This window comes from Streptomyces sp. NPDC050211, assembly GCF_040656035.1.
Classification (GTDB): domain Bacteria; phylum Actinomycetota; class Actinomycetes; order Streptomycetales; family Streptomycetaceae; genus Streptomyces.
In genome coordinates this window covers 115,666-137,489 of the sequence record NZ_JBFALC010000014.1, presented here as the reverse complement: position 1 = coordinate 137,489, position 21,824 = coordinate 115,666, and the positions used below count along the sequence as shown (strand labels likewise).

Sequence of the window (21,824 nt, the reverse complement as noted above, 5' to 3'; positions counted from 1 at the left end):
CCTTATCCCGACCGAGCCCTTACCCCGACTGATCCCTTACAGGGTGGCCGAGTTGTCGTGGTGCCCGTCCGTCCGGTTCTCCGGCCGCCGCAGTGACGTGCTCGGCGGGGTCACCGTCCAGTCGGGGTGGCCGGGCATCCGCGGGGTCTTCGTGCCGTAGAGCCAGTCCCGCAGGAAGCCGGACAGGTCGCGGCCGGAGACCTCCGAGGCGAGGGCGATGTAGTCGTCCGTGGACGCCGAGGAGTTGCGGAAGCGGTCCAGGAAGGCGCGCTCCACGGCGTTGAACGCCGTCTCGCCGATCTCGTTGCGCAGGGCGTACAGCACGAGGACGCCGCCGAGGTAGCGCTGGCTGTCGAAGAGGTTGGCCGCGTTCGGGGCGGCGACCGGGCCCGAGTCGCGGCGCCACTGGTCGCCCTGTGCGTAGGTGTGCTTCATCCGGGCCTCCATCGTGGTCACGCCGATGGAGTCCGGCCAGCCGCGCTCGTAGCGGTGGAGCAGCCCGTAGAAGTCGGCGTGGCCCTCGTTGATCCACAGGTCGGCCCAGGTGGCCGGGGAGACCAGGTTGCCGAAGTAGGAGTGGACCAGCTCGTGCATCATGTGCGAGCCGATCCGGGGCTCCTCCTGGAGGAGGTAACCCGGCCGGTAAACCGTGAGGGTCTGCGTCTCCAGGCCGGTGAACCCACCGGGGAGTTCGGAGATGTCGGCGTTGACCGGCAGCAGACCGTACGTCTCGAAGGGGTAGGCGCCGAGCCGGGCCTCGAGCCAGCCGACCAGGTTGGGCGTGAGCGCGAGCGCCGGTTCCAGCGCGGCGGCCCGCGAGACGGGGACGACGTCCCGCAGCGGCAGCCCGTGCGGCCCCTGGCGTTCCTTGATCACATAGTCACCGACGGTGATCTGCACGACCTCGGTGGCGATGGGCGAGCGGGAGCGGTACGTGTACGCGGTCCGGCCGCCGGCGAGTTGCTCGGTGCGGACGAGCCGCCCGCTGGCGACGCCGCGCAGCCCGTCGGGGACGGTGATGCGGAAGGTGAAGTCGGCCTTGTCGGAGGGGTGGTCGTTGCACGGGAAGACGGTGTGCGCCGAGTCCGGCTGGGGGCAGAGGGCGAAGCCGTCCGGGGTCGGGACCCACGCCGTGTGCGCGAGGGTGCGGCGCGGGTCCGCCGTGTACGTCACGGCGACGGCGACCTTCTTGCCCGCGGGCAGGCACCGGGCGGGCGTGATCCGCAGCTTCTCGTCGGCCTGCTCGAAGGCGGCCGTGCGGCCGGCCACGGTGACGGTGCGTATGTCCAGGCCGAGGGCGTCCAGGGAGTGGGGGTCCCCCCGGCCGAAGGCTGGGGGAGGGTCAGCTCCTGGGTGGTGGTGATCTTCAGCGTGGCCGTGGCGTCGACGAGCTGCGTCGTGGCGTCGTAGGCGAGGTCGAGGTGGTAGGCCGACACGCGGTAGCCGTCGTTGCCGAGGCTCGGGTAGACGGGGTCCCCCAACGTCTCCGGGCCGGGCGTGCCCGTGGCTGCCGGAGCCGCGTGCGCCTGGGCGCCGACGGACAGGGCCGTGGCGGTGCCGATCAGGGCGGCCGGGGCGGTCACTCTGCTGCGATATCTCATGGTCCGCTTTCGCTCGGGCGGCCGGGTGGTCAGGTCCGGCCGTCGGATGAAGTGCGATCGAAGTGCGATCAAGATGCACGATCACAAGATCAGACGCTTGGGATCGCTCAGAAGATGCACAGAATCCGCGAAACCGTGCGAGGACCCCTGTCGAGCCGAGGTCGATCACGAGATATCTTGATGTCGAGCAATGTTGCAGACGTGGAGCGGAGCACCCGGTGACTGACTCGACCATCATCTATACGCACACTGACGAGGCCCCGGCCCTGGCAACGTATTCCTTCCTGCCGGTGGTCCAGGCGTACGCCTCGCAGGCGGGTGTCGCCGTCCAGACGCGGGACATCTCGCTGGCCGGCCGCATCCTCGCGGTGTTCCCGGAGTACCTCACCGAGGACCAGCGCATCCCGGACGCCCTGCACGAGCTGGGCGAGCTGGCCAAGACGCCCGAGGCCAACATCATCAAGCTGCCGAACGTCTCGGCGTCCATCCCGCAGCTCAAGGCCGCGATCGCCGAGCTGCAGGCGCACGGCTACGCGCTGCCGGCCTACCCGGACGACCCGAAGACCGACGAGGAGCGGGACATCCAGGCCCGCTACGACAAGATCAAGGGCTCCGCGGTCAACCCGGTCCTGCGTGAGGGCAACTCCGACCGCCGCGCCCCCGCCTCGGTCAAGAACTACGCCAAGAACCACCCGCACCGCATGGGCGCCTGGAACTCCGACTCCAAGACGAACGTGGCGACGATGGGCGTCGACGACTTCCGGTCCACCGAGAAGTCCGTCGTGATCTCCGAGGCCGGTTCGCTGCGTATCGAGCTCAAGGGCGACGACGGCTCCACCACCGTGCTGCGTGAGTCCGTACCCGTCCTCGCGGGCGAGGTCGTCGACGCCTCCGTGATGCGCGTCGCCGCGCTGCGCGAGTTCCTGACCGCGCAGGTCGCCCGGGCCAAGGCGGAAGGCGTGCTGTTCTCCGTCCACCTCAAGGCCACGATGATGAAGGTCTCCGACCCGATCGTCTTCGGCCATGTGGTCCGCGCCTTCTTCCCAAAGACATTCGCGCAGTACGGCGACAAGCTCGCCGCCGCCGGTCTGACCCCGAACGACGGTCTGGGCGGTATCTACAAGGGCCTGGAGTCCCTGCCCGAGGGTGCCGAGATCAAGGCCTCCTTCGACGCCGAGCTCGCCGAGGGCCCGGAGCTGGCGATGGTCGACTCCGACAAGGGCATCACCAACCTGCACGTGCCGTCCGACGTCATCGTCGACGCCTCCATGCCGGCCATGATCCGCACCTCCGGCCACATGTGGGGCCCGGACGGCCAGGAGGCGGACACCCTCGCGGTGCTGCCGGACTCCTCGTACGCCGGTGTCTACCAGGCCGTGCTCGACGACTGCCGCGCCCACGGCGCCTACGACCCGTCGACCATGGGCTCGGTCCCGAACGTCGGTCTCATGGCGCAGAAGGCCGAGGAGTACGGCTCCCACGACAAGACCTTCGAGATCCCGGTCACCGGCACGGTCCGCCTGGTCGACCAGAACGGCGACGCCGTCATCGAGCAGACCGTCTCCGCCGGTGACATCTTCCGCGCCTGCCAGACCAAGGACGCCCCGATCAAGGACTGGGTGAAGCTGGCCGTCACCCGCGCCCGTGCCACGGGCGCCCCGGCGGTGTTCTGGCTGGACGAGACCCGCGCGCACGACGCCAACCTGATCGCCAAGGTCAAGGCGTACCTGCCGGAGCACGACACCGAGGGCCTGGACATCCGGATCCTGAACCCGGTCGAGGCCACGAAGCTGTCGGTGGAGCGCATCCGCCGCGGCGAGAACACGATCTCGGTGACGGGCAACGTCCTGCGTGACTACCTCACCGACCTGTTCCCGATCCTGGAGCTGGGTACCAGCGCCAAGATGCTGTCGGTCGTGCCGCTGATGGCGGGCGGCGGTCTGTTCGAGACGGGCGCCGGTGGCTCCGCGCCGAAGCACGTCCAGCAGCTGGTCAAGGAGAACTACCTGCGCTGGGACTCGCTCGGCGAGTTCTTCGCGCTGGTGCCGTCCCTGGAGCAGTACGCCGACTTCACCGGCAACTCCCGTGCGAAGGTCCTCGCCGACACCCTCGACCGCGCCACGGCGACCTTCCTCAACGAGGACAAGTCCCCGACCCGTCGCGTCGGCGGCATCGACAACCGCGGCAGCCACTTCTATCTGTCCCTGTACTGGGCGCAGGAGCTGGCCCAGCAGACCGACGACGCGGCCCTGGCGAAGGCCTTCGCGCCGCTCGCCGAGACGCTCGCCGCGAACGAGCAGAAGATCGTCGGAGAGCTGAACGCCGTCCAGGGCAGCCCGACCGACATCGGCGGCTACTACCAGCCCGACCCGGCGAAGGCCGCGGCTGTCATGCGGCCGTCCACGACGTGGAACGAGACGCTCGCGTCGCTGAGCTGACGCGGGGGCGGGGTTTACGGCCCGCTTGTGTTCTATTCCGCCCCGGCCGGCGTTGCCCGGCCGGGGCGGAGTCGTCCCACGATCACCACTCCCGGGTGGCGATCAGCTCCTCCGCGTCCGCGTCCTCGAAGCCGTACGCGTGGGCGACAAACCAGAAGTCCCCGCCTATTTCCTCGCGGGCCACGGTCTCGATCTCGCTGCCCGCCGCATCGAACTCGGCCTCCAGGTCGTTGAACTCCTGTGTGGCGGCCTGGGTCAGCACGTACAGCCCCGCCAGGCCGGCCGGCCGGTCCGCCTCGATCCGCTCACAGAGCCGCAGCAGGACAGCCTTCCCCCGGTCCAGCACATGGTCGGGGTAGTAGTCGTCCTCGTACAACCCCTGCAGAAACGCGTGCCCAGCCACCTGCTCATTGCTGATCGACACCTTGCCCCCGGCCTTCGCTCGACGATGTGACACCTTGAATGCTGCCGCACACCACTGACAACGCCTCTCGGAGCAGCCGTGTCCCCTGCCGCGCCGTCCTTCGACCTCTTGCCCGGTGCCGCCGACTCCCCGGTGATCCTCCATGTGCCGCACGGAGCGCGGGGCATCCCGGCCGATGTCCGCTCCGGCATCGTGCTGGACGACGATGCCCTGGAGCGGGAGCTGGACCGCATCACCGACGCTCACACGGCCGAACTCGCTCAGATGGCCGCCGAGTTGGCCGTCCTCACCCCCTGGCGGTTCGTCAATCGGCTCTCTCGGCTGGTCGTCGACCCCGAGCGGTTTCCGGATGAGCGGGAGGAGATGCTGGCCGTGGGGATGGGTGCCGTGTATACGCGGACCACTCAGCGGGGGGTGCTGCGGGCGGACGGCAGCGACCCCGAGCCCTTGATCGACGCGTACTTCCGGCCGTACGCACAAGCCATGACGGACTCCGTGGCGGATCGGCTGGCGGCCACAGGGCGGGCCGTGATCATCGACGTGCACTCCTATCCCAGCGCCCCGCTGCCGTACGAGCTGCACGGATCGGGGCCTCGGCCGCCCGTCTGTCTCGGTACCGACTCCTTCCACACGCCGCCTGAACTAGTGGCCGCCGCGCGGGAGGCCTTCGGGGAGGTGGGGCTGGACAGCCCGTTCAGCGGTACGTATGTGCCGCTGGAGTTCTACCGGGCCGAGCCGCGGGTGAGTGCGCTGATGGTGGAGATCCGGCGGGACACGTATATGACGGAGCCGGGCGGGCCTGCCGGGAGCGGGCTGTCCCGGCTCGCCTCGGCGCTGGCGCGGCTGGTCGACGCCGTGCCGCGCTGACCCTCCAGCCCTCCGCCTGGAGCACTCCCGCGCGACAGACAGGGCGGGGGCGGTGAGGGTGGGGGCATGACCGACGAGATGACCACCACGCTCACCGATCAGGCCCCGCCGCCGGTACGGGACTGGCCCGCGCTCGACCTGGAGGGGACGGATTTCGACCCGTTCCTCGCGGATCTCATGCGCGAGGGCCCGCTGACCCGGATCCGGCTGCCGCACGGCGAGGGGTGGGCGTGGCTGGCCACGCGCTACGACGACGTGAAGATGATCACCAACGATCCGCGGTTCGGCCGTGCGGAGGTGACGAAGCGTCAGGTGACGCGGATGGCCCCGCACTTCAAGCCGCGGCCGGGTTCGCTCGCCTTCGCCGACCAGCCCGACCACAACCGGCTGCGCAAGGCGGTCGCCGGTGCGTTCACCGTGGGCGCGATGAAGCGGCTGCGGCCCCGGGCGCAGGAGATGCTCGACGGCCTGGTGGACGGCGTCGTGCAGGACGGGCCTCCCGCGGATCTCATCGAACGGGTGCTGGAACCCTTCCCGATCAATCTGGTGAGCGAGGTCATGGGCGTGCCCGCCGCCGACCGGGAGCGGGTGCACGCCTGGACGCGGCAGATCATCTCCACGTCCGGTGGCGCGGAGGCCGCCGACCGTGCGAAGAACGGCATGTACGCCTGGATCACGGAGACGATCCGCAGTGGGGGCAGCGGGGGCGACGACGTGTACTCGATGCTGGGCGCGGCTGTCGGGCGCGGCGAGATCAGCGAGACGGAGGCGGTGGGTCTCGCCGGTCCGCTGCAGATCGGCGGCGAGGCCGTCACCCACAACTGCGGCCAGATGCTGTACCTGCTGCTCACCCGGCCCGAGCTCATGGAGGGGGTGCGCAACAGGCCCGAGGTGCGGGACGCCGCCCTGGACGAGTTGCTGCGGTACATCCCGCACCGCAGCTCCGTCGGCTTGGCCCGTATCGCCCTGGAGGACGTCGAGTTGCGCGGGCAGCGCATTGCCGCGGGCGACGCCGTCTACGTCTCCTATCTGGCCGCCAACCGCGACCCGGAGGTCTTCCCCGAGCCGGACCGGATCGACCTCGACCGCGCCCCCAACCCGCACCTGGCCTTCGGCAACGGCTCGCACTACTGCACCGGCGCCGTGCTCGCCCGCCTACAGACCGAACTGCTCATCGACACCCTGCTGGACCGGCTGCCGGGCCTGCGGCTCGCCGTCCCCGCCGACCAGGTCGTCTGGCGCCGCAAGACGATGATCCGCGGACCGCAGACCCTGCCGTGCGCGTGGTGAGGTGGGCGTCTCCGAGCGAGCCGGGGCATCGTGCCCCGACCAACCCTGCCCGCGCCTGGTCAGCCGGGCGGCTTCCGGAACCTCCCGAGGCGCGCCCGCCCACCCCCTCCGGCCCGCAGCCACTCCGGGACGACGACCTCCCCCTCAGGCCCGCAGCCACTCCGTGACGACGACCTCCCCGCCGGTTCGCAGCCTCAGGGCGAACGGGCCGGCCGGGGGTGCGTCGCTGGTGAAGCGGCCCATGTCGTCGGAGGTGAGTGTGGTGGGCGGGGCCGCCGGCGGGCCGCTGAGCACCTCGATGCTCGCCGGCTGCGGCGGCAGCACCTGACCCAGCAGCCCCTGCCCGGTCACCTCCACGTCGACGGTCACGTCCCCCGAGCGGAAGGTCAGCATCCGCGGCGCGTCCGTGACCCCTCTGACCGGGATCGCGTCGATCAGCGAGTCGAAGGTCAGCTCGGCCAGCCGGGCGTCGAGGTCGCGCAGCGCGTACGCCTCGACGGCGCTGCGCCGCAGTTCCGCCGGGACGGGGTCGAGGATGGCGGCGGCCTGGCGGAGTTCGTCCAGCAGGCCGTCGGCCAAGTCCTTGTCCAGCCCTTCTTCCAGCCCTTCTTCGAGCCCTTCTTCGTCGCCGAAGCGCTCGTCGTCACTCTCGTTCACAACGCTCCCTCGAGTCGGGCCCTCAGGCGTCGCAGACAGCGCTGGCGCAACGGCCCGATGCTGCCCACGGCGATACCCAGTGCGGCGGACACCTCCTGGTAGCTGGGCGGCGGTGTGGCCATCAGCATCCGCAGCAACTGCCTGCAGCGCTCGCCCAGTTCCTCGAACTCCTGCCACAGCCGCCGGATGCGCTCGGTCTGGGCCGCGGCGTCCTCCGAGTCGATGACCGACTGCTCGGGCGTACGGTCCTCGCTGGCCCGGTCCAGCAGCTGGGCGTCGTCCGTGGGAGTCAGCCGTCTCAAGCTCTTGAGCACCTTCAGCGACTCGTGCCTTGCGGTGCTGGCCAGCCACGCCCCTGCCTTCTGGGGCTCTCGGATGCGTCCGAGATGCTGGGCTAAGCGGAACCACACGGTCTGGTACACCTCGTGCGCGTCGGCGTCGGAGAGCCGGTGCGCGCGCACGACGGACCACACCAGTGGGCTCAGCCCTTCCACCAGCGCCTTCCAGGCCGCCGCGTCGCCGTCGACGGCTGACTGGACGAGCGCGCCGACATCTGCACGGTCCACGGCTCCACCCCTCGTGTACGGCACGTCATCGTACGCCGTGGAAGGGGCGGTTCCGGCAGTCATGCGCCTGCCGGGTGCTGGACGACCGGAACCGGCCGCCAGGTCGACGGCCGCAGCGCCGGTACGTGCGCCCCGCGCACTTCGGCGAACTCGGTGTTCGCGGCGAGCAACTGCCGTCGGGCGGCGCGGGCGTCGGCCTCCTTGTGCGCGGTCATATGGGCGGCGACCAGGCCGGCGGCCACGGGAGTGGCGAACGAGGTCCCGCTCCAGTGCGCGAACCCCTCGAACATCACCTGGTCGGGCTTGGCCGAACCGGAGGTCAGTTCGCCGCTGTGGCGGGGGTGCACGCAGGTGCACAGGTAGGAGAAGCCGAACCGGCAGGCGTCGTACGTGGTGTGCTGGTACACGTACGGCACAGGGGCGTCGAAGCCGATGAGGGGGCTCGTCAGCTGCTCGCCCGGGGCGTAGATCTTGACCCAGGAGCCGTGATTGGTGAAGCAGGCGCCGAACTCGCCGTCGCTGCGCAGCGCGCCGACCGACAGCACGACGTCCTGGTACGCGGGCAGGTCGGCGTAGGCGGCGGGCCAGAAGGGTGTGGCGCTGGCGTTGTTGCCGGCGGCGGCGACGAGGAGGGTGCGGGGCTGGTCCCGCAGCGCCTGCATGAAGTTCTCCACGCCGAGCAGCCCGGTCGCGGTGCCGTTCGGTGTGCCCGCGGAGAGGCTGATGATGTCCGGCCAGCCGTGCCGGTCGACGGCGTCGAAGAGCTTCTCGCCGAACTCGGACTCCAGGATGGCGCCCGCGTCGTTGAGCGTGTTGCTGACGTCGATGTCCGTGTTGGGCGACAGGGCCGCGACGAGTCCGGCGATGAACGTGCCGTGGCCGACGTACTGCTGGAGGATTCCGTTCTCGTCGCACTCCTTGATCTGGGCGTCCCCCTGCACATGCGCCATGAGCGGGTACGAGCGGTAGTCATGCACCAGGCCGGTGTCGATGACCAGCACGCCGACGGCCGTGTCCGGGTCGTACGACGCCTCGGCGGCGGACGGGTTGGGCGTCTGGCTGAGCAGGGCGGGCACGGGTTCCGCCGGGTTGCAGGCGTTGACCGTCGTGGACACCACGTGGTTACGGCTGACCAGCTTGCGCCCGGTGCGCTCTTCCGCCCCCCGCAGGGCACGCAGGGCGCCCGCGACGGCACGGTCACCGCGGCGGTCACCGTGGCCGGGGTCCCCGACCTGGATGCGGGTGATGCCGGACCGGTTGGTCTCCGGGCCCGCCCGGCGTACCCGCTCCGAGGTGAGGCCGGTGGCCTCGGTGAAGTGCGTGCGCACCGTCTCCTCGACGACCCGGGCCTCCTCCCCGTCGCGGGCGAGGACCACGCCCTTCTCGTAGAAGAACTCGGCGGAGTCGTCCGGCCCCATCGCCAGCGGCACGTCGGGCATGGAGCGCTGGATCTGGTCGAACTGCTCATGGAATCGCTGAGGTGCCATCGCGTGTCCCCTCCCACAGAGGCGTCGGTCGTCAGTCAGAGTCACTGAGCCGTCGCTTGATACAGCGCCAAACCCGTGTGGCGTATGTCCGCGGCCACTACCATCCTTTGGGTGACCGCGGGAAGCGACTCGGTTCTCGAACTGCTGCCGATGGTGTTCGCCTCACCGAAAGAGGCTCTGGCGCGGGCGGAACAGGTCCTCGCCGACGATCCCTCACCGCTGCACGCCAGCGTCGCCCACCAGGTGATCGGCATGTGGCAGCGGGACTTCGGCGACCTGCGGATCGCCCTGCGGCATCTGCGGCGCGCCCGCGATCTGGCGGCACGCGCGGGATCGGCCGACCGGGAGGCCGACGTCCTGGGCACCCTCGGCGTGGCGCTGGTCCACGCGGGCAGCACCCGGCAGGGCCTGGAGGCGTTCGAGCGGGGTGTCGCGCGCGGTGCGGGACTCACCCGGGCGCGGGTGCTGTTCCGCCGGGCGTATGTCTGGTGGGTGCTGGGCCATCACCGGGAGGCGCTGGAGGACGTACGCCGGGCCATTCCCGTGCTGCGGCAGGCCGACGACGTCATCTGGACGGCGCGGGCGCTGACGCTGCGGGCGACCGTGCATCTGGCGCTGGGCGCGGTGGAGCGGGCCGAGGCCGACTTCACCGCCGCCGAGGCGCTGTGGGACACCACCGGCCAGGAGCACGACAAGGCGGACGCGGTGGAGAGCCGGGGGCTGGCCGCGTTCCGGTCGGGGGACGTGCCGGCCGCGCTGCGGCTCCTGGACGAGGCCGAGGAGCGGTACGCCAAGCTCGGCACGCCGACGTTCATGCTCAACATCCGCCGCTGCGAGGTTCTGATGGCGGCCGGTCTCGCCCCCGAGGCGCTCGCCGAGGCCGATACGGCCATAGGGGTGCTCGACGGGATCGGCGGGCAGTCCACGCGCAAGGCGGAGCTGCTGCTGGCGGCCGCCCGCGCGGCACGGCTCGCGGGCGATCCGCAGACCGCGATCGCCCGCGCGGATCTGGCCGTACGGCTGTTCGCGGCGCAGCGCCGCACCTGGTGGGAGACGCACGCCCGGCTGGTGCTGATCGAGGCCCGGGTGGCCGCCGGGCGGGGCTCGGGCCGTCTCGTCGCGGACGCCGCCGCGGTGGCGGACCGCCTGGCCGCGTTCGGAGCGCCGGCCGCGCCCGAGGCATCCCTGCTCGCGGGCCGGATCGCTCTCGAGCTGGGCTGGCGGACCGACGCGGAACGGCACTTGACCGTCGCCGCCCGCAGCCGGCACAGCGGGCCGCCGCTGGCGCGGCTCACGGGCTGGGCGGCGCAGGCGCTGCGCGCGCAGGCCGCCGGTTCCGGCCGACGGGTGCTGGAGGCGTGCCGGCGCGGTCTCGACGTACTCGACGACCACCGGATGACGCTGGGCGCCTCGGAGTTGCGGGCCCGCGCCACCGCGCAGGGCGCCGAGCTGGCCGCGCTCGCCCAGCAGGCGAGTCTGCTCTCCGGCGGGCCGCGGCAGCTGCTGGTGTGGAGCGAACGCTGGCGGTCCACCGTGCTGTCGGCGCCACCCACCCGGCCGCCCGCCGACCCGACGCTGCAACGCGCGCTCACCGCCTACCGGGAGATCGCCGCACGCGCGGAGGCCACCCGTATGGAGGCCCGGCCGGTCCCGGCTCTGGAGCGTGAACAGCGGCGGCTGGAACGGGAGATCCGCTCCCGCACCCTGCACATCCGCGGCGACGCGCCCGGCGAGGGGTCCTTCTTCGACCCGGCCCGGCTGCTGGAACGGCTCGGTGAGGTGCGGCTGGTCGAACTCGTGGTGCTCGACGGGCGCGTACATGTGCTGCTGTGCGGACAGGGGCGGGTCAGGCGGTACGAGGCCGGGCGGCTCGCGGACGCGGTCGTCGAGGCCGAGCACGTACAGGCAGGGCTGCGGCGGCTGGCGCATCCGGGGGCGGAGGGCCGGCTGCCGGTGGTGGAGGCGGCGGGGCGGCGGCTGGAGGAGCTGCTGCTCGGCCCGGCAGCCGCGCATCTGGGCTCCGGACCGGTCGTGGTGGTGCCGCCGGGCTGGCTGCACCGGGTGCCGTGGGCGCTGCTGCCGTCGCTGCGGGAGCGGGTGCTCAGCGTGTCGCCGTCGGCGAGCAGCTGGCTGCGGGCGAGGGAGACCGAGCCGCCGGCGGGTGGCCGTCATGTCCTGGTGCGTGGGCCGGGGCTCGCGACCGGCGGTGCGGAAGTGCCGGAACTGGCCGACCGGTACGGCAAGTCGACGGTCCTGGAGCACGACGACGCGCGCGTGCCGCGGGTGCTGGAGGAACTGGACGGGGCGGCGCTGGCCCATATCGCCGCACACGGCACGTTCCGTGCGGACAGTCCGCTGTTCTCTTCGCTGCGGATGGCCGACGGGCCGCTGATCGTGCACGACTTCGAGCGGCTGGACCGCAGTCCGTATCGGATCATCCTGTCCAGCTGCGACACCGCGCGGCTGGCCGCCGTGGGTGCGGACGAGCTTCTGGGTCTTGTCACGGCGCTGTTGCCGCTGGGGACGGCGGGTGTGGTGGCGAGCAGTGCGCCTGTCAATGATGCGGCGGTTGTGCCATTGATGGTTGCGCTGCATAAGGGGCTGAGCGTGGGTCTGTCGTTGGCCGAGGCGTTGCGGGATGCTCGCGGGGGGCTGCCGGGGGATGCGGTGCATCAGGCTACGGGGTGGGCGTTTTCGGCGTTTGGGGCGGCTTAGCTCCGCTGGGTGGGTTGTTCGTTGGCTGCGGGTCTGTGGGGGCTTGTCGCGCAGTTCCCCGCGCCCCTTTGGGGCGCGCTGCACTCACGCTGGTTGAGCGTCCACCAGGCTTGGCAACGACTCCCTGTCGCTTGCGCCCAGTCTTGCGTAGGCGCTGTAGAGGTGGTTGCCGACCGTGCGGATGGAGAGGGTGAGGTGGTCGGCGATCTGGCGGTTGGTGAGGCCTGCTGCGGCGAGGGTGACGATCTGGCGTTGGCGGGCGGTGAGTTCGCCGAGGACGAGGCCGGACAGGGCCGGGGTGCGGGCGCCCTGGCAGCGGCGGGCCAGGGCGACGGCGCGGGTGCGGGAGGTGCGGGCGGCGCGTGGGTCGCGATGGGAGCGTGCGGCCTGGGCGTGCGCCTCGGCCGCGAAGAGCAGGAGGCCGCGCTTCTGGAGGCGTTCGGCGGCATGGTCCAGGGCGGGTCCGTCGCCGCGGGTGAGGGCGTCCGCGTGGGCGGCGAAGGCGCTGTCCATGGGGAGCCGGGAGGTGGCCTTTTCGGGAGCGCCGAGGCGTACGGCGTCATACAGGGCCAGCGCGTCGTCCCCGGTGATCGACCGGACCGCGGAGTCGATGTCGCCGCGTGCCGCCGCCAGCCAGGTCGCCGCCTCACCCGATGTCGGAGGTGCGGTAAGAGCCTCGTGCGCCGACGTGATCTCGCCCGACTGGGCGGCGGCGAGGGCGAGTTCGAGGAGGCAGGAGGGGTCGTCGGGGGACTCTCGCAGGCCCTCGCGGGCCCAGGCCGCGGCCTGGCGCAGTTCGCCGCGCAGCCGCACGGCACGCGCGCGTACGGCCGCGTACTCGGCGGGGACCGGCTCGCCCTCCTCGATGAGCCACTCCCCCACGGGTGCCCACAGCGTCCGTACGTCGGCCTCGTCGATCTGCCGTGCCAGCTCGACCCCCTCGTCCTTGAGGGCCGGGCCGCACTGGTCCGGGGTGCGGGCCAGTCGCCGGGCCCGCAGCCGGCCGGCCGTGGCTCGCAGGACCGGGCCGTGCAGGGGGTGGGCGAGTCGTACGGTGCCGTGGTCGTCGATGTCGATCAGGCCGTCGGTCTCCAGGCGTTCGAGGGCGCGCAGGTCGAAGTCGTCGGCGGTCGGCGGCAGGGGGTCGGCGAAGGCGAGGAGTTCGAGGGTCTCGCGCTCGTCGGGGTCGACGCGGTGGATGACGTGAGCGGTGCGTTCGCGCACGGTCGTGGTCAGGGGGACCGGGCCGCGCCACGCCCGTTCGTCCGAGCCCGGGATCCCGGTGAGCAAGCCTTGTTCGCGCAGCGCGCCGGACAGGTCGCGCAGCAGCCGGAGGTCGCCGTCGCACAGTCGGTGCAGCCGGTTCACGGTGAGCGGCTCCAGTCGGCCGCCGGCGCCCGCGGCGACCAGCCGGTCCGTCTCCTCGCGCGGCAGCGGCTCCAGGGTGAGGCGGGGCAGCAGCTCACCGGTCCACAGCCGGGACACCGCGCCGGGCACGGGTACGTCGTCCGTGGCCACGACCAGCAGCCGGGTGCGGCCCTGCACCGCCAGCTGGTGGACCAGGGCGGCCGAGGCGTCGTCGAGGAGGTGTGCGTCGTCGACCAGCAAGGTCCGTACGGCGGAGAGCAGTTGGACCGCCTTGTGCAGGGTGACCGTCTCGGGCAGCAGGTGCGCGAACGCGGCGAAGGGGATGTGCCGGGCCTCGGGCGTGCCGGCCGCCTTGGCGCAGTCGGTGCCGCGGACCGCCTCCGTGACGAGCCGGGTCTTGCCACAGCCCGCACGTCCCGTCACCACGATGCCGTGCCGGCTCGCGCCCAAGGACCGGCGGATCAGTTCCAGTTCGTTCTCCCGGCCGGTGAACGGCCAGGGCAGCTCAAGGGTCTTCGCGTCCCGTTCGTAAGTCGTCACGTGAACAGGAGCACGGTTACTCACGCCTGATACAGGGGGACTTGAGTAGCCCTCGACTCAGGCGCCCGGGGGCGGTCGACGGCAACCTGATCGCATGACCGCACGCTACTGCTCCCTCGCGCAGCAGTCGGCTCCCGTCTTCGCACCGGGGCTGACCGCCGAGCGGCTCAGTGCGCTCATCAGCGGTCGCCAGATGTGGGTCAACGGCACAGTGCTGCACTACTACTTCTTCGACGGAGACGGTGACGACTCCGTCATTGCCGTACCGGGGACCGGGGAGAGCCGCCGGGTGTCGTGGGTCGGCCCCAAGGAGCAGCAGGACGTCGTGCGGGAGTGCTTCCAGGAGTGGCGGGACCTGGGCATCGGTCTCCACTTCGTGGAGGTCGGGGACCGCTCGGAGGCCGAGCTGCGGATCGGGTTCCAGCTCGGTGACGGGTCCTGGTCGACCGTCGGCAAGGACGCGCTGCGGGTCGGCCGTGGTGAGCGGACCATGAACTTCGGCTGGGACCTGACCGCGCCCGGGGAGCGCGGGACGGCCCTGCACGAGATCGGGCACGCGCTCGGCATGCTGCACGAGCACCAGAACCCGTTCGCCGGCATCCACTGGGACGACGAGGCCGTGTACGCCGATCTGGCGGGCCCGCCGAACTTCTGGAGCCGCGACAGGACGTTCTTCAACATCCTGCGCAAGCTCGACCCGGACGAGGTCAACGGCTCCGTCTGGGACCCGCAGTCGATCATGGAGTACCCCTTCTCGGACGGGCTGATCCTGGAGCCGGAGCAGTACCGCGCGGGTCTGAACCCGCCCGGCACCCTCTCCCCCGCCGACAAGGAGTTCGTCCTGCGCTGGTACCCGCCGACGGAAGCTCTCCAGCCACCCGAGCTGCAGCCCTTCCGCTCGGCGCCGCTCCGCCTCGCCCCGGGCGAGCAGGCCGACTTCACCATCGAGCCGCCGGAGACCCGCGAGTACAGCGTGGGCACCTTCGGCGACAGCGACACCGTCGTCGTGGTCTTCGAGGAGCGGGACGGCGAACCCCGCTTCCTCTCCGGCCAGGACGACGGCGGCACACCGCACAACGCCGCCATCAAGGTCCGGCTCGTCAAGGGCCGCCGCTACTTCGTCCGTGTGCGCCTCCACTCGACGTGGGGATCGGGGGATACGGCGGTCATGTGCTGGTGACAGCACATGACCGCCCCTCACGGACGGTCGGACCACTGTCCGGCACCGGGGGAGCGGTGGCGGGACGCCACCTTCGGGGGAGGGTGACGTCCCGCCACCACGCCACTGTCAGTGGCAACGGATAGCTTCGGTCCATGAGTTCACACGTGATCACCGGATACGTCATCGGCGAAAGCCTCCGTTCGGACGCGGTGTTCCAGCCGCGAGGTCTGCGCCTTCGCGGGATCCGCCGGATGGATGTCTCGGCGAGTGCGACCGACACACAGCCGAGCCTGTGGACGTTCGTCGAGTGGGAGGCGGACGCCGAGAACGTCGCGGAGGTCGCCGACGCCCTCGCTTCCACGCTCGAACCGTCGACCGGCTGGTACGCGGACTTCACCGCGGGTGACGAGCGTGTCGTCGTCTTCGCGGGCAAGGTCTTCCGGTACCGACGCGGTGACGAGGCGGGCCGTGCCGAAGTGATCGCGTACGGGCGGTCGGTGGGGACTCCGGAGCATCAGCTCGACTGGGCGGAGTAAGCCGGCGAAGGATCAACTGACCAGTGCCGTTGCGGTCGTTCAGCTTCGCGGTGTGAGGGGCGCTGGCTACCCTGGGAAGGTGCTGGCTCGTTCGCGCGATGGGCTGAACCGGGGGTGGGCTCCATGACGGACGCGGTGGTGCGGGTCGAAGCGGTCGAGCTGGATGCGAAGGGGTCACGCCAGATCGGCAGCAGGTCCCGCAGGACCGTGCCCCTGGAGGAGCGGCGCGCGGAGTTGTGCGAGGCGATCGTCTCCGCGTCGGCGATGGCCCAGGACTCACTGGCACAGGTCGAGCCCCGCGACGGCTGGCGCGTGAGCAGTCTGGAGGTCACCTTCGGCGTGACGCTCGCCGCGGAAGCCGGCGTCATTCTCTCCAAGGCGTCCGCGGAAGCCTCCTTCGAGGTGACGCTCACCGTGGACCGGGCCTGAGGAGCGGGCATGCCCGGCACGGACTACGCCGTCGACCTCAGCCAGGGTGCGACACCCCTCGGCGCCGGATTCCTGCTCGCGCCCTGCTACGTGCTCACAGCACACCACTGCCTGACCGACATGGCACCGGGCGACGACCGCCTGTCCGTCAGCTTCGGTGACGGCCGGACGGTCGACGGGCGGGTGTGTCAGCGGGTCGCCGAGGCCGACCTGGCCCTCGTCGAGGTCCTCGAACCCGACCGGGTCCCGCCGACGGTGCCGTTCCCCGATCTGCCCAGGCCCGGTGACCAGTGGCACGGGCCGCACCGGCCGTCACACACCGACCCGTACCTCAACGGCCGGGTGGATCAAGCGTCGGTGCCGTACGACTGCGAGGGCGGCGGCCGGATCGAGGCGATCCAGTTGCTCGCGGAACAGGTGCTGGGAAACTACGCGGGATACTCCGGCGGCCCCGTCGAACGCGCCACGCCGGAGGAGGAACTCGCGGTCCTCGGCATCCTCGTCGAGCAGTACCCCGACCGGGCGCACCCGGGCCGGAACGCCAACGTCCTGTTCGCGGCCACGATCCGGGAGGCGCTCACGCGCTTCGCCCACTTCCGTACGGCCCATCTGCTGCGCGTGCTGGAGGCGCGGGAGGACACCGTCGACGGCCAGGACCCGGTCGTTACGAAGGCCGGCCACTCGATCGCGGTCATGTCGGCGTCGGCCGCCCCTGTCCCGTCCCCAGGGTCCGCTCCCGCCCCGTCGGCCACGCTCACCGACCGGGCGCAGAACCCCGTAGACACCGCCCTCGCCACCGGCCAGACCCTACTCGCCGCGATCAAGGAGTGGTCCGCCCAGGATCTGATCGACCCCTCGCAGGTCTGCGATCTCCAGGTCCATGTGGCGAAGAGCGTGATCGAGCTGGCCCTGCGGGGAGACGTGACATGACAAAGATCGTTGACGAGGCCGTCGCCCTGGCCGAGCAGCACGTCCTGGCCGAAGCGTCCGATGACACCCCTCTGCCGTCGCTGTCCGGGACGCATCTCACCTTGGTGGCCCGTACGGCGGCCGACGACCCCGGCACCGTGGTGCGGCTGTGCTATCTCGCGGCGCTGCTCACCCGGCTGAACCGGCGCGACGACGCGCTGAGCGTGCTGCGGATCACCGCGGCCTCGTACGAGGACTCCCCCGACCTCGCCCCGCATATCAAGGCCACCGCCCTCAACCGCCTTGCCGTGGCCGTCACTTCTCTCGGTGACTGGACCTGGGCGAGGAACCTGCTGACCCGTGCCGCAGCCGAATGCCGCGCGTCGGAACCCCTCCTGTGTGCGCGCACGTATGCGAACTTGGCAGCCGTCGAGGTACGGGCCGCCCGCCTCACCCCGGCCTGGGAAGCGGCCGGTCTGGCGCGTTCGTTCCTCGCCGGGCAGCACACCGACAGCGCGCGCGACATCGTCACGCTGCTGAGCTGGGTCGACCTCGCGCTGGCGCGGGCGGGAGGCGGGGTGGCTTCGGCGCCCGCCGCCATGGCGACCGTCCGCACGGTGGAGTTGGCCGACGACGACTCCGCGAGCTCGATCGCCGCCCTCACCGCCCGGGCGGTGCTGGCCTTCGAGGAGGCCAGAGAGTCCGCGGACGGCGCGCGGCTGCGCGAGGTCACCGACGCCCTCCATGTCATCGCCTACCGGGCGGCGGCCGTACTCGGTGGCCGCCATCCGCAGACCGTGATCGCGCGGATCGACCTGGCGTGCGCGGAGTTCGAGTGGGCGCGGCACACGGGCGACCTCCGGCGGATGGCGATCTGCGCGGAGCGCCTGGAAACCGTGGCCACCCGGGCGGCACTGGCACTGGGCGCGGGCCATCCGCTGGCTGTCTCGGCGCTCACGAACCACGCCAACGCCCTGCTGGAGACCGCGCGCGCCCGGCGTTCCGCGCGGCAGCTCACGGAGGCGGTACGCCACCTCGATCAGGCAGCCGGGCGCTCGCGGGCGGCCCTGGGCCCGGACCACCCCGTCGCGGTCCTGGCCGCGGGCACGGCACGCGCCGGTCGTCACCTCCGCGCCGCCGGCACCACCGGGACCGAGCCGGATGGCGGCGGGGGCACAACGCTGACTCTGGTCAGACCGACGGTCACCGATCCCTGGCGTCCCGGCGAACCGCTCCTCTCACCCCAGGCCGCCGCTCTGGACCTGGCTCCCGACGACGCGGTGGCTGTCCTCAGGGAGCGGAATCGGATCGCGTCCGGCATCGGCGACGCGGGCAACGCCTCCGCCGCACGGCACTTGTTCGAGAGCCTGGAACAGGAATGCCGTCAGCGGCTCGGGGCCGTGCATCCGGTCACGCTCGCCGCCCGGCACAACGCCGCCTACTGGACCGGAGTCTGCGGCCGGGCTCCGCATGCGAGGCAGCTCTCTCTGCAGCTGATGCCCACCTACCGGGACTTACTCCCCGGCGTCGACACCAAGTCCGCCACGCGCCGACTGCGCGACGACCTCGCCCGCTGGACCGGCGAGTCCGGTCATCCCGGGGAAGCCGTCCGGCAGTACGCGGATCTGCGCGCCGACCACGAGCGCGAGTTCGGCCCGGACCACTGGGAGACCCTGCTCGCGCGGCACAACGCCGCGTACTGGACGGGCGTCGAGGGCGCCCGGCACCGCGCCCTCGAACAGTTCCGCGCGCTGCTCGCCGATCAGCTCCGGGTCCACGGCCCCGATCACGTACACACGCTCGCCGCGCGCCACAACATCGCGCACTGGACCGAGGCCACCGGCCACCCCGGCGAAGCGCTCCGGCTCTTCACGGAACTCCTGCACGACCGCACGGCCGCCCTGGGGCCGGATCATCCGCACACCCTGCTGAACCGCTACCACGTCGCACGGCTGGAGCGACCCTCCGTTGGTGGCGAAGAGCTCACCCGCCTGCTGCCAGTCTTCCTCCGCGTGTTCGGCGAAGAACATCCGTGGACGCGACGCCTGCGCCATGAGATCGACGCCCCATGAGCAGCCCTCAAACCGGCCTGATCTACTCGTCGTTCACCCACCGCATCAGCCGCTGCAACGGATAGAACCCGTCATGCGACAGCCCCGGCGGCATACCGCCCGCCCGGCCCAGTGACACCACGCGCTGCACTCCGGCGCACGCGAGGGCGTCACGCAGTTCCGCCTTCCGCGCGTCCGGATATACGCCGACTGTCTGTGTGGCGACCCCGGCGTGCGTGACGGCATCCGACAGTGCGGCGACCGGGATCACGTTCACGATCTTGCCGTCAGGGTGGAAGTCGACCGGCTCGGGCGAGCGGATCACCAGGCCCCGGCCGTCGTAGCCGCCCCACACGCGGTAGTCGGGCTCCATCGACCGCAGTACGTCGATCTCCTCGCGGAGTTCGGCCGGGACGCGTGGTCCGTCGGCCGAGCTGAACTCCCGGGCGACGCCGAGCCGTTCACGCAGGAGGGCGGCATAGCGGTCGGCGTCCTCGTCGGAGCCCTCCACGAACTGGAAGCGGCTGGCCACGCAGGCTTGCTGGTTGAAGAACGTGGCGTCCGCCGCGGCGGCGTCCGCGGCCTCCGTGAGTGCTTCCTCGGTCGCGAAGGCCTCGCGGCCGATCACCGAGATGGACGTCTTGGGATCGAAGGAGACCAGCTCGAAGCCCGGGCCGACGTACTGCAGGGCTCCCCGGATCGTGGCCTCTCCGCCCCAGGCGACGAGTTTGTCGAAGAACTGCGGGCGGAACAGGACGCTCTCCACGGTCGCGTCGCCGCCCCGCCAGTACACGGCGGAGAACGAGCGCACGACCGGGTGGCCGGGTGCCACCTTCGCCATCGTGCGCAGGATCGCGGTCGCGGTGAACAAGTCGTTCGAGGGCAGCTTCAGCAGGTTGACGCCCTTGGTGAGGGCGCCGCGTACGACGGACATGGCGGCCACTCCGGGTGCGTTGCCCGCGATGACGTGCACCAGGCGCGGCGGGAAGGCTCGGACGGACGCGAGCCGTCCCTCGGGCAGGCGCACCTCCCGCCAGCCGTCGAGCACGTCCGGGCCGCCGAGTTCGTGGTCGATCTGGGCGCGCAGGGAAGGCCGTTGGAAGCTGCGCCACAGGACGGCGTAGGCGCGCTCCAGCACCTCCGCGGGGAGCGGGCTGACCCGGACCATCGCCTCCAGGGCTTCGGCGAGCAGGCCCTGCCGGTCCGTCTTCAGGGCCTCGCCGGTCTCCACGAGCAGGTCGACGATCTCGGCGCTGGGCACGCCGAAGGCCGGGCCGGGTTCGGTGCGGGGCCATACCAGGCGGTTCAGGTCGAGGGCCGGCGCGCTGAAGGCCGTATCACCGCGTCCGTGGTCGATGTACGGGCCGCCTTCGGCTGCTTCGCCGCGGATGACATGGATCACGGTCGTGCCGCTCGCCCTTGTCGTCGTGGTCATCCGTGGATCATCCCCCGCACATAGGAGTCGAGTGTCGCGGCGCAGGTGATCTTGTCGTCGCCGCCGAGGTCGCCGTAGCGCCGGATGTCCGGCAGCACCGCCGGTCCCGGTCGGCCGCAGTCGCACGGCGAGAAGTCGACGGACACCCGGTCTCCGCTGATCAGTCCGCCCCAGCGGCCCGACAGGGAGACGTCCAGGAAGGCGAACCGGCCCTCCACGACGCCGTGTTCGGGGTTCAGCAGCCTCTCGCCCGGCTCGTCGAGGATCAGCGGGATCACCCAGGGCGGCACGTGGTAGCGGCCCGACTCGCAGGCGAGGCAGGAGCCCTGGAGCTCGGTCATGCCGTAGCTGCGCACCCGTCGTACGCCGTGGTAGAAGGCGGCGAGCTGCTGCTGGTAGTCGTCGGGCAGCGCCCGGCCCTTGTTGCCGCCGCCGCTGAGCACCAGCGTGTCCGGGTGCAGGCTGCCGTCGGGTACGCCGCGCTCGCGCAGGGCCTGGATCAGGGCGAACTGCTGGTTGTTCATCCCGGCGATGAGCAGCGGCTCGTCGCGGTGGGCGGCGATGTCGTCGACGATCCGGGTCATCGCGGCGCCCAGCTGTCGCTCGCGGGTCTCGGACGCGGCCTCGAAGGAGCCGATCTCCTGCGGGGTCGCCGTGCCTTCCGCCATCCGCCGACGCAGCAGGGCGCTGCTCATCAGCTCCGACACCCGCAGCGGTTCGTCGGTCAGCAGGTGGGTCTCCTCGGGACGGGCGAAGACGTCGGCGTGCCAACGGAAGCCGTCGATGGAGCGCATCGGGCCGCTCGCGGGTGCGAGCAGATAGCCGCGGCGGGTGGGTTTCGGTGGCAGCGGGTCGGGCCAGCAGGTGAGGTTCTCCAGGATGTCGTGCAGGAACCGCAGGTCGGTGCCGTCGCAGTTGAGGAAGGAGACCTTTCCCGACGTACCGCTGGTGATGTACGGGCGGTGTCCGGCGGCCGTGATGCGGTCGGTCCAGTCGTCGATGTCCGCTACGCCGGCCAAGTCGACGTCGCCGGGTTCGACCACGGACACGGTGGTGTACCAGCGCAGCAGCCGGTCCCAGCGGCCGGCGGTGATCAGGGAGACGGGGTACGACTTGTAGCTGGTGTGCGAGAAGAGGAGCGGGACGAGGTCCGCGGGAGCGGTGATCTCGTGGACGCCGGTCTCCTCGGCCCGGGTACGCAGCAGCGGGATGCGTTCGCGATGGGCGGCGAAGGCCTCCCGAGCGGCGTCGAGTTGCAGCTCCCGCAGCTCCTTTGCGGGCTGGTCGAAGGTGTCGCCGGAGGCGACGAGGTTCCGGATGTGTTCGCGTGCGCTTGCCACAGCAACTCA

At 71.5% G+C, this 21,824-nt stretch carries 16 protein-coding genes and 1 pseudogene; 9 read left to right on the top strand and 8 right to left on the bottom strand.

What is annotated here, in order from left to right; genetic code table 11:
- Nucleotides 1-36: 36 nt before the first annotated feature.
- A pseudogene (locus tag AB0I98_RS17725) lies at nt 37-1,601 on the bottom strand (M1 family metallopeptidase).
- Between the two features lie 218 nt (nt 1,602-1,819).
- Here AB0I98_RS17725 and AB0I98_RS17720 point away from each other — a divergent pair.
- The gene (locus AB0I98_RS17720; RefSeq protein WP_362942132.1) at nt 1,820-4,039 is read left to right on the top strand and encodes an NADP-dependent isocitrate dehydrogenase; all 2,220 of its coding nucleotides are present in this window, start codon (nt 1,820-1,822) and stop codon (nt 4,037-4,039) included.
- Nucleotides 4,040-4,121: 82 nt separating this feature from the next.
- Here AB0I98_RS17720 and AB0I98_RS17715 read toward each other — a convergent pair whose 3' ends face one another.
- Nucleotides 4,122-4,463, bottom strand: a complete 342-nt coding sequence (locus AB0I98_RS17715) for a DUF5713 family protein (RefSeq protein ID WP_362942197.1) — start codon at nt 4,461-4,463, stop codon at nt 4,122-4,124.
- A 78-nt stretch (nt 4,464-4,541) separates the two neighbouring features.
- Here AB0I98_RS17715 and AB0I98_RS17710 point away from each other — a divergent pair, with 78 nt between their 5' ends.
- Both AB0I98_RS17710 and AB0I98_RS17705 read left to right on the top strand, forming a co-directional pair.
- Nucleotides 4,542-5,330: an N-formylglutamate amidohydrolase gene (locus AB0I98_RS17710; protein ID WP_362942129.1), complete on the top strand. Its 789-nt coding sequence runs from the start codon at nt 4,542-4,544 to the stop codon at nt 5,328-5,330.
- A 66-nt stretch (nt 5,331-5,396) separates the two neighbouring features.
- Nucleotides 5,397-6,620: a cytochrome P450 gene (locus tag AB0I98_RS17705; RefSeq protein ID WP_362942126.1), complete on the top strand. Its 1,224-nt coding sequence runs from the start codon at nt 5,397-5,399 to the stop codon at nt 6,618-6,620.
- Between the two features lie 144 nt (nt 6,621-6,764).
- On the opposite strand, the gene AB0I98_RS17700 is transcribed toward AB0I98_RS17705, so the two are convergent.
- From AB0I98_RS17700 to AB0I98_RS17690, 3 genes are read right to left on the bottom strand one after another with little or no spacing between them, the layout of a single operon-like run.
- On the bottom strand, nt 6,765-7,277 hold the full coding sequence (locus AB0I98_RS17700; RefSeq protein WP_362942123.1) for a hypothetical protein: 513 nt from the start codon (nt 7,275-7,277) through the stop codon (nt 6,765-6,767).
- Nucleotides 7,274-7,843, bottom strand: coding sequence for a sigma-70 family RNA polymerase sigma factor (locus tag AB0I98_RS17695; RefSeq protein ID WP_362942120.1), 570 nt, complete (start codon nt 7,841-7,843; stop codon nt 7,274-7,276). The genes AB0I98_RS17700 and AB0I98_RS17695 overlap by 4 nt, the downstream gene beginning before the upstream one ends.
- Before the next feature lie 59 nt (nt 7,844-7,902).
- Nucleotides 7,903-9,330, bottom strand: coding sequence for a S8/S53 family peptidase (locus tag AB0I98_RS17690; RefSeq protein WP_362942117.1), 1,428 nt, complete (start codon nt 9,328-9,330; stop codon nt 7,903-7,905).
- A gap of 111 nt (nt 9,331-9,441) precedes the next feature.
- Here AB0I98_RS17690 and AB0I98_RS17685 point away from each other — a divergent pair, with 111 nt between their 5' ends.
- Nucleotides 9,442-12,045, top strand: a complete 2,604-nt coding sequence (locus AB0I98_RS17685) for a CHAT domain-containing tetratricopeptide repeat protein (RefSeq protein WP_362942114.1) — start codon at nt 9,442-9,444, stop codon at nt 12,043-12,045.
- Nucleotides 12,046-12,129: 84 nt separating this feature from the next.
- Here AB0I98_RS17685 and AB0I98_RS17680 read toward each other — a convergent pair whose 3' ends face one another.
- Nucleotides 12,130-13,953, bottom strand: a complete 1,824-nt coding sequence (locus tag AB0I98_RS17680; RefSeq protein ID WP_362942111.1) for a LuxR family transcriptional regulator — start codon at nt 13,951-13,953, stop codon at nt 12,130-12,132.
- A gap of 94 nt (nt 13,954-14,047) precedes the next feature.
- Between AB0I98_RS17680 and AB0I98_RS17675 the strand changes: the two genes are divergently transcribed.
- The 5 genes from AB0I98_RS17675 to AB0I98_RS17655 all read left to right on the top strand — a co-directional run bounded on the left by AB0I98_RS17675 (nt 14,048) and on the right by AB0I98_RS17655 (nt 19,061).
- Nucleotides 14,048-15,133 carry a M12 family metallopeptidase gene (locus tag AB0I98_RS17675; protein WP_362942108.1) on the top strand — a complete coding sequence of 362 codons (1,086 nt, stop codon included), beginning with the start codon at nt 14,048-14,050 and terminating at the stop codon, nt 15,131-15,133.
- A gap of 134 nt (nt 15,134-15,267) precedes the next feature.
- Nucleotides 15,268-15,651 carry a hypothetical protein gene (locus AB0I98_RS17670; protein ID WP_362942105.1) on the top strand — a complete coding sequence of 128 codons (384 nt, stop codon included), beginning with the start codon at nt 15,268-15,270 and terminating at the stop codon, nt 15,649-15,651.
- Between the two features lie 123 nt (nt 15,652-15,774).
- Nucleotides 15,775-16,080, top strand: coding sequence for a CU044_2847 family protein (locus tag AB0I98_RS17665; protein WP_362942102.1), 306 nt, complete (start codon nt 15,775-15,777; stop codon nt 16,078-16,080).
- 9 nt (nt 16,081-16,089) lie between these two features.
- Nucleotides 16,090-17,010 carry a serine protease gene (locus tag AB0I98_RS17660; RefSeq protein WP_362942099.1) on the top strand — a complete coding sequence of 307 codons (921 nt, stop codon included), beginning with the start codon at nt 16,090-16,092 and terminating at the stop codon, nt 17,008-17,010.
- A complete protein-coding gene (locus tag AB0I98_RS17655) occupies nt 17,007-19,061 on the top strand; it encodes a tetratricopeptide repeat protein (protein WP_362942096.1) in 2,055 nt (684 codons plus the stop codon). Before AB0I98_RS17660 ends, AB0I98_RS17655 begins: the two co-directional genes overlap by 4 nt.
- A 22-nt stretch (nt 19,062-19,083) precedes the next feature.
- Here AB0I98_RS17655 and AB0I98_RS17650 read toward each other — a convergent pair whose 3' ends face one another.
- Nucleotides 19,084-20,475, bottom strand: coding sequence for an acyl-CoA reductase (locus AB0I98_RS17650; protein WP_362942093.1), 1,392 nt, complete (start codon nt 20,473-20,475; stop codon nt 19,084-19,086).
- A complete protein-coding gene (locus AB0I98_RS17645) occupies nt 20,472-21,815 on the bottom strand; it encodes a hypothetical protein (protein ID WP_362942090.1) in 1,344 nt (447 codons plus the stop codon). Before AB0I98_RS17645 ends, AB0I98_RS17650 begins: the two co-directional genes overlap by 4 nt.
- Between the last annotated feature and the right edge of the window lie 9 nt (nt 21,816-21,824).

What these genes read in the sequence shown, in the direction of transcription:
- AB0I98_RS17670 (WP_362942105.1), top strand. Translation starts at nt 15,268, where the DNA reads ATGAGTTCACACGTGATCACCGGATACGTCATCGGCGAAAGCCTCCGT.
- AB0I98_RS17705 (WP_362942126.1), top strand. Translation starts at nt 5,397, where the DNA reads ATGACCGACGAGATGACCACCACGCTCACCGATCAGGCCCCGCCGCCG.
- AB0I98_RS17650 (WP_362942093.1), bottom strand. Translation starts at nt 20,475, where the DNA reads ATGACCACGACGACAAGGGCGAGCGGCACGACCGTGATCCATGTCATC.
- AB0I98_RS17660 (WP_362942099.1), top strand. Translation starts at nt 16,090, where the DNA reads ATGCCCGGCACGGACTACGCCGTCGACCTCAGCCAGGGTGCGACACCC.
- AB0I98_RS17665 (WP_362942102.1), top strand. Translation starts at nt 15,775, where the DNA reads ATGACGGACGCGGTGGTGCGGGTCGAAGCGGTCGAGCTGGATGCGAAG.
- AB0I98_RS17675 (WP_362942108.1), top strand. Translation starts at nt 14,048, where the DNA reads ATGACCGCACGCTACTGCTCCCTCGCGCAGCAGTCGGCTCCCGTCTTC.
- AB0I98_RS17655 (WP_362942096.1), top strand. Translation starts at nt 17,007, where the DNA reads ATGACAAAGATCGTTGACGAGGCCGTCGCCCTGGCCGAGCAGCACGTC.
- AB0I98_RS17690 (WP_362942117.1), bottom strand. Translation starts at nt 9,330, where the DNA reads ATGGCACCTCAGCGATTCCATGAGCAGTTCGACCAGATCCAGCGCTCC.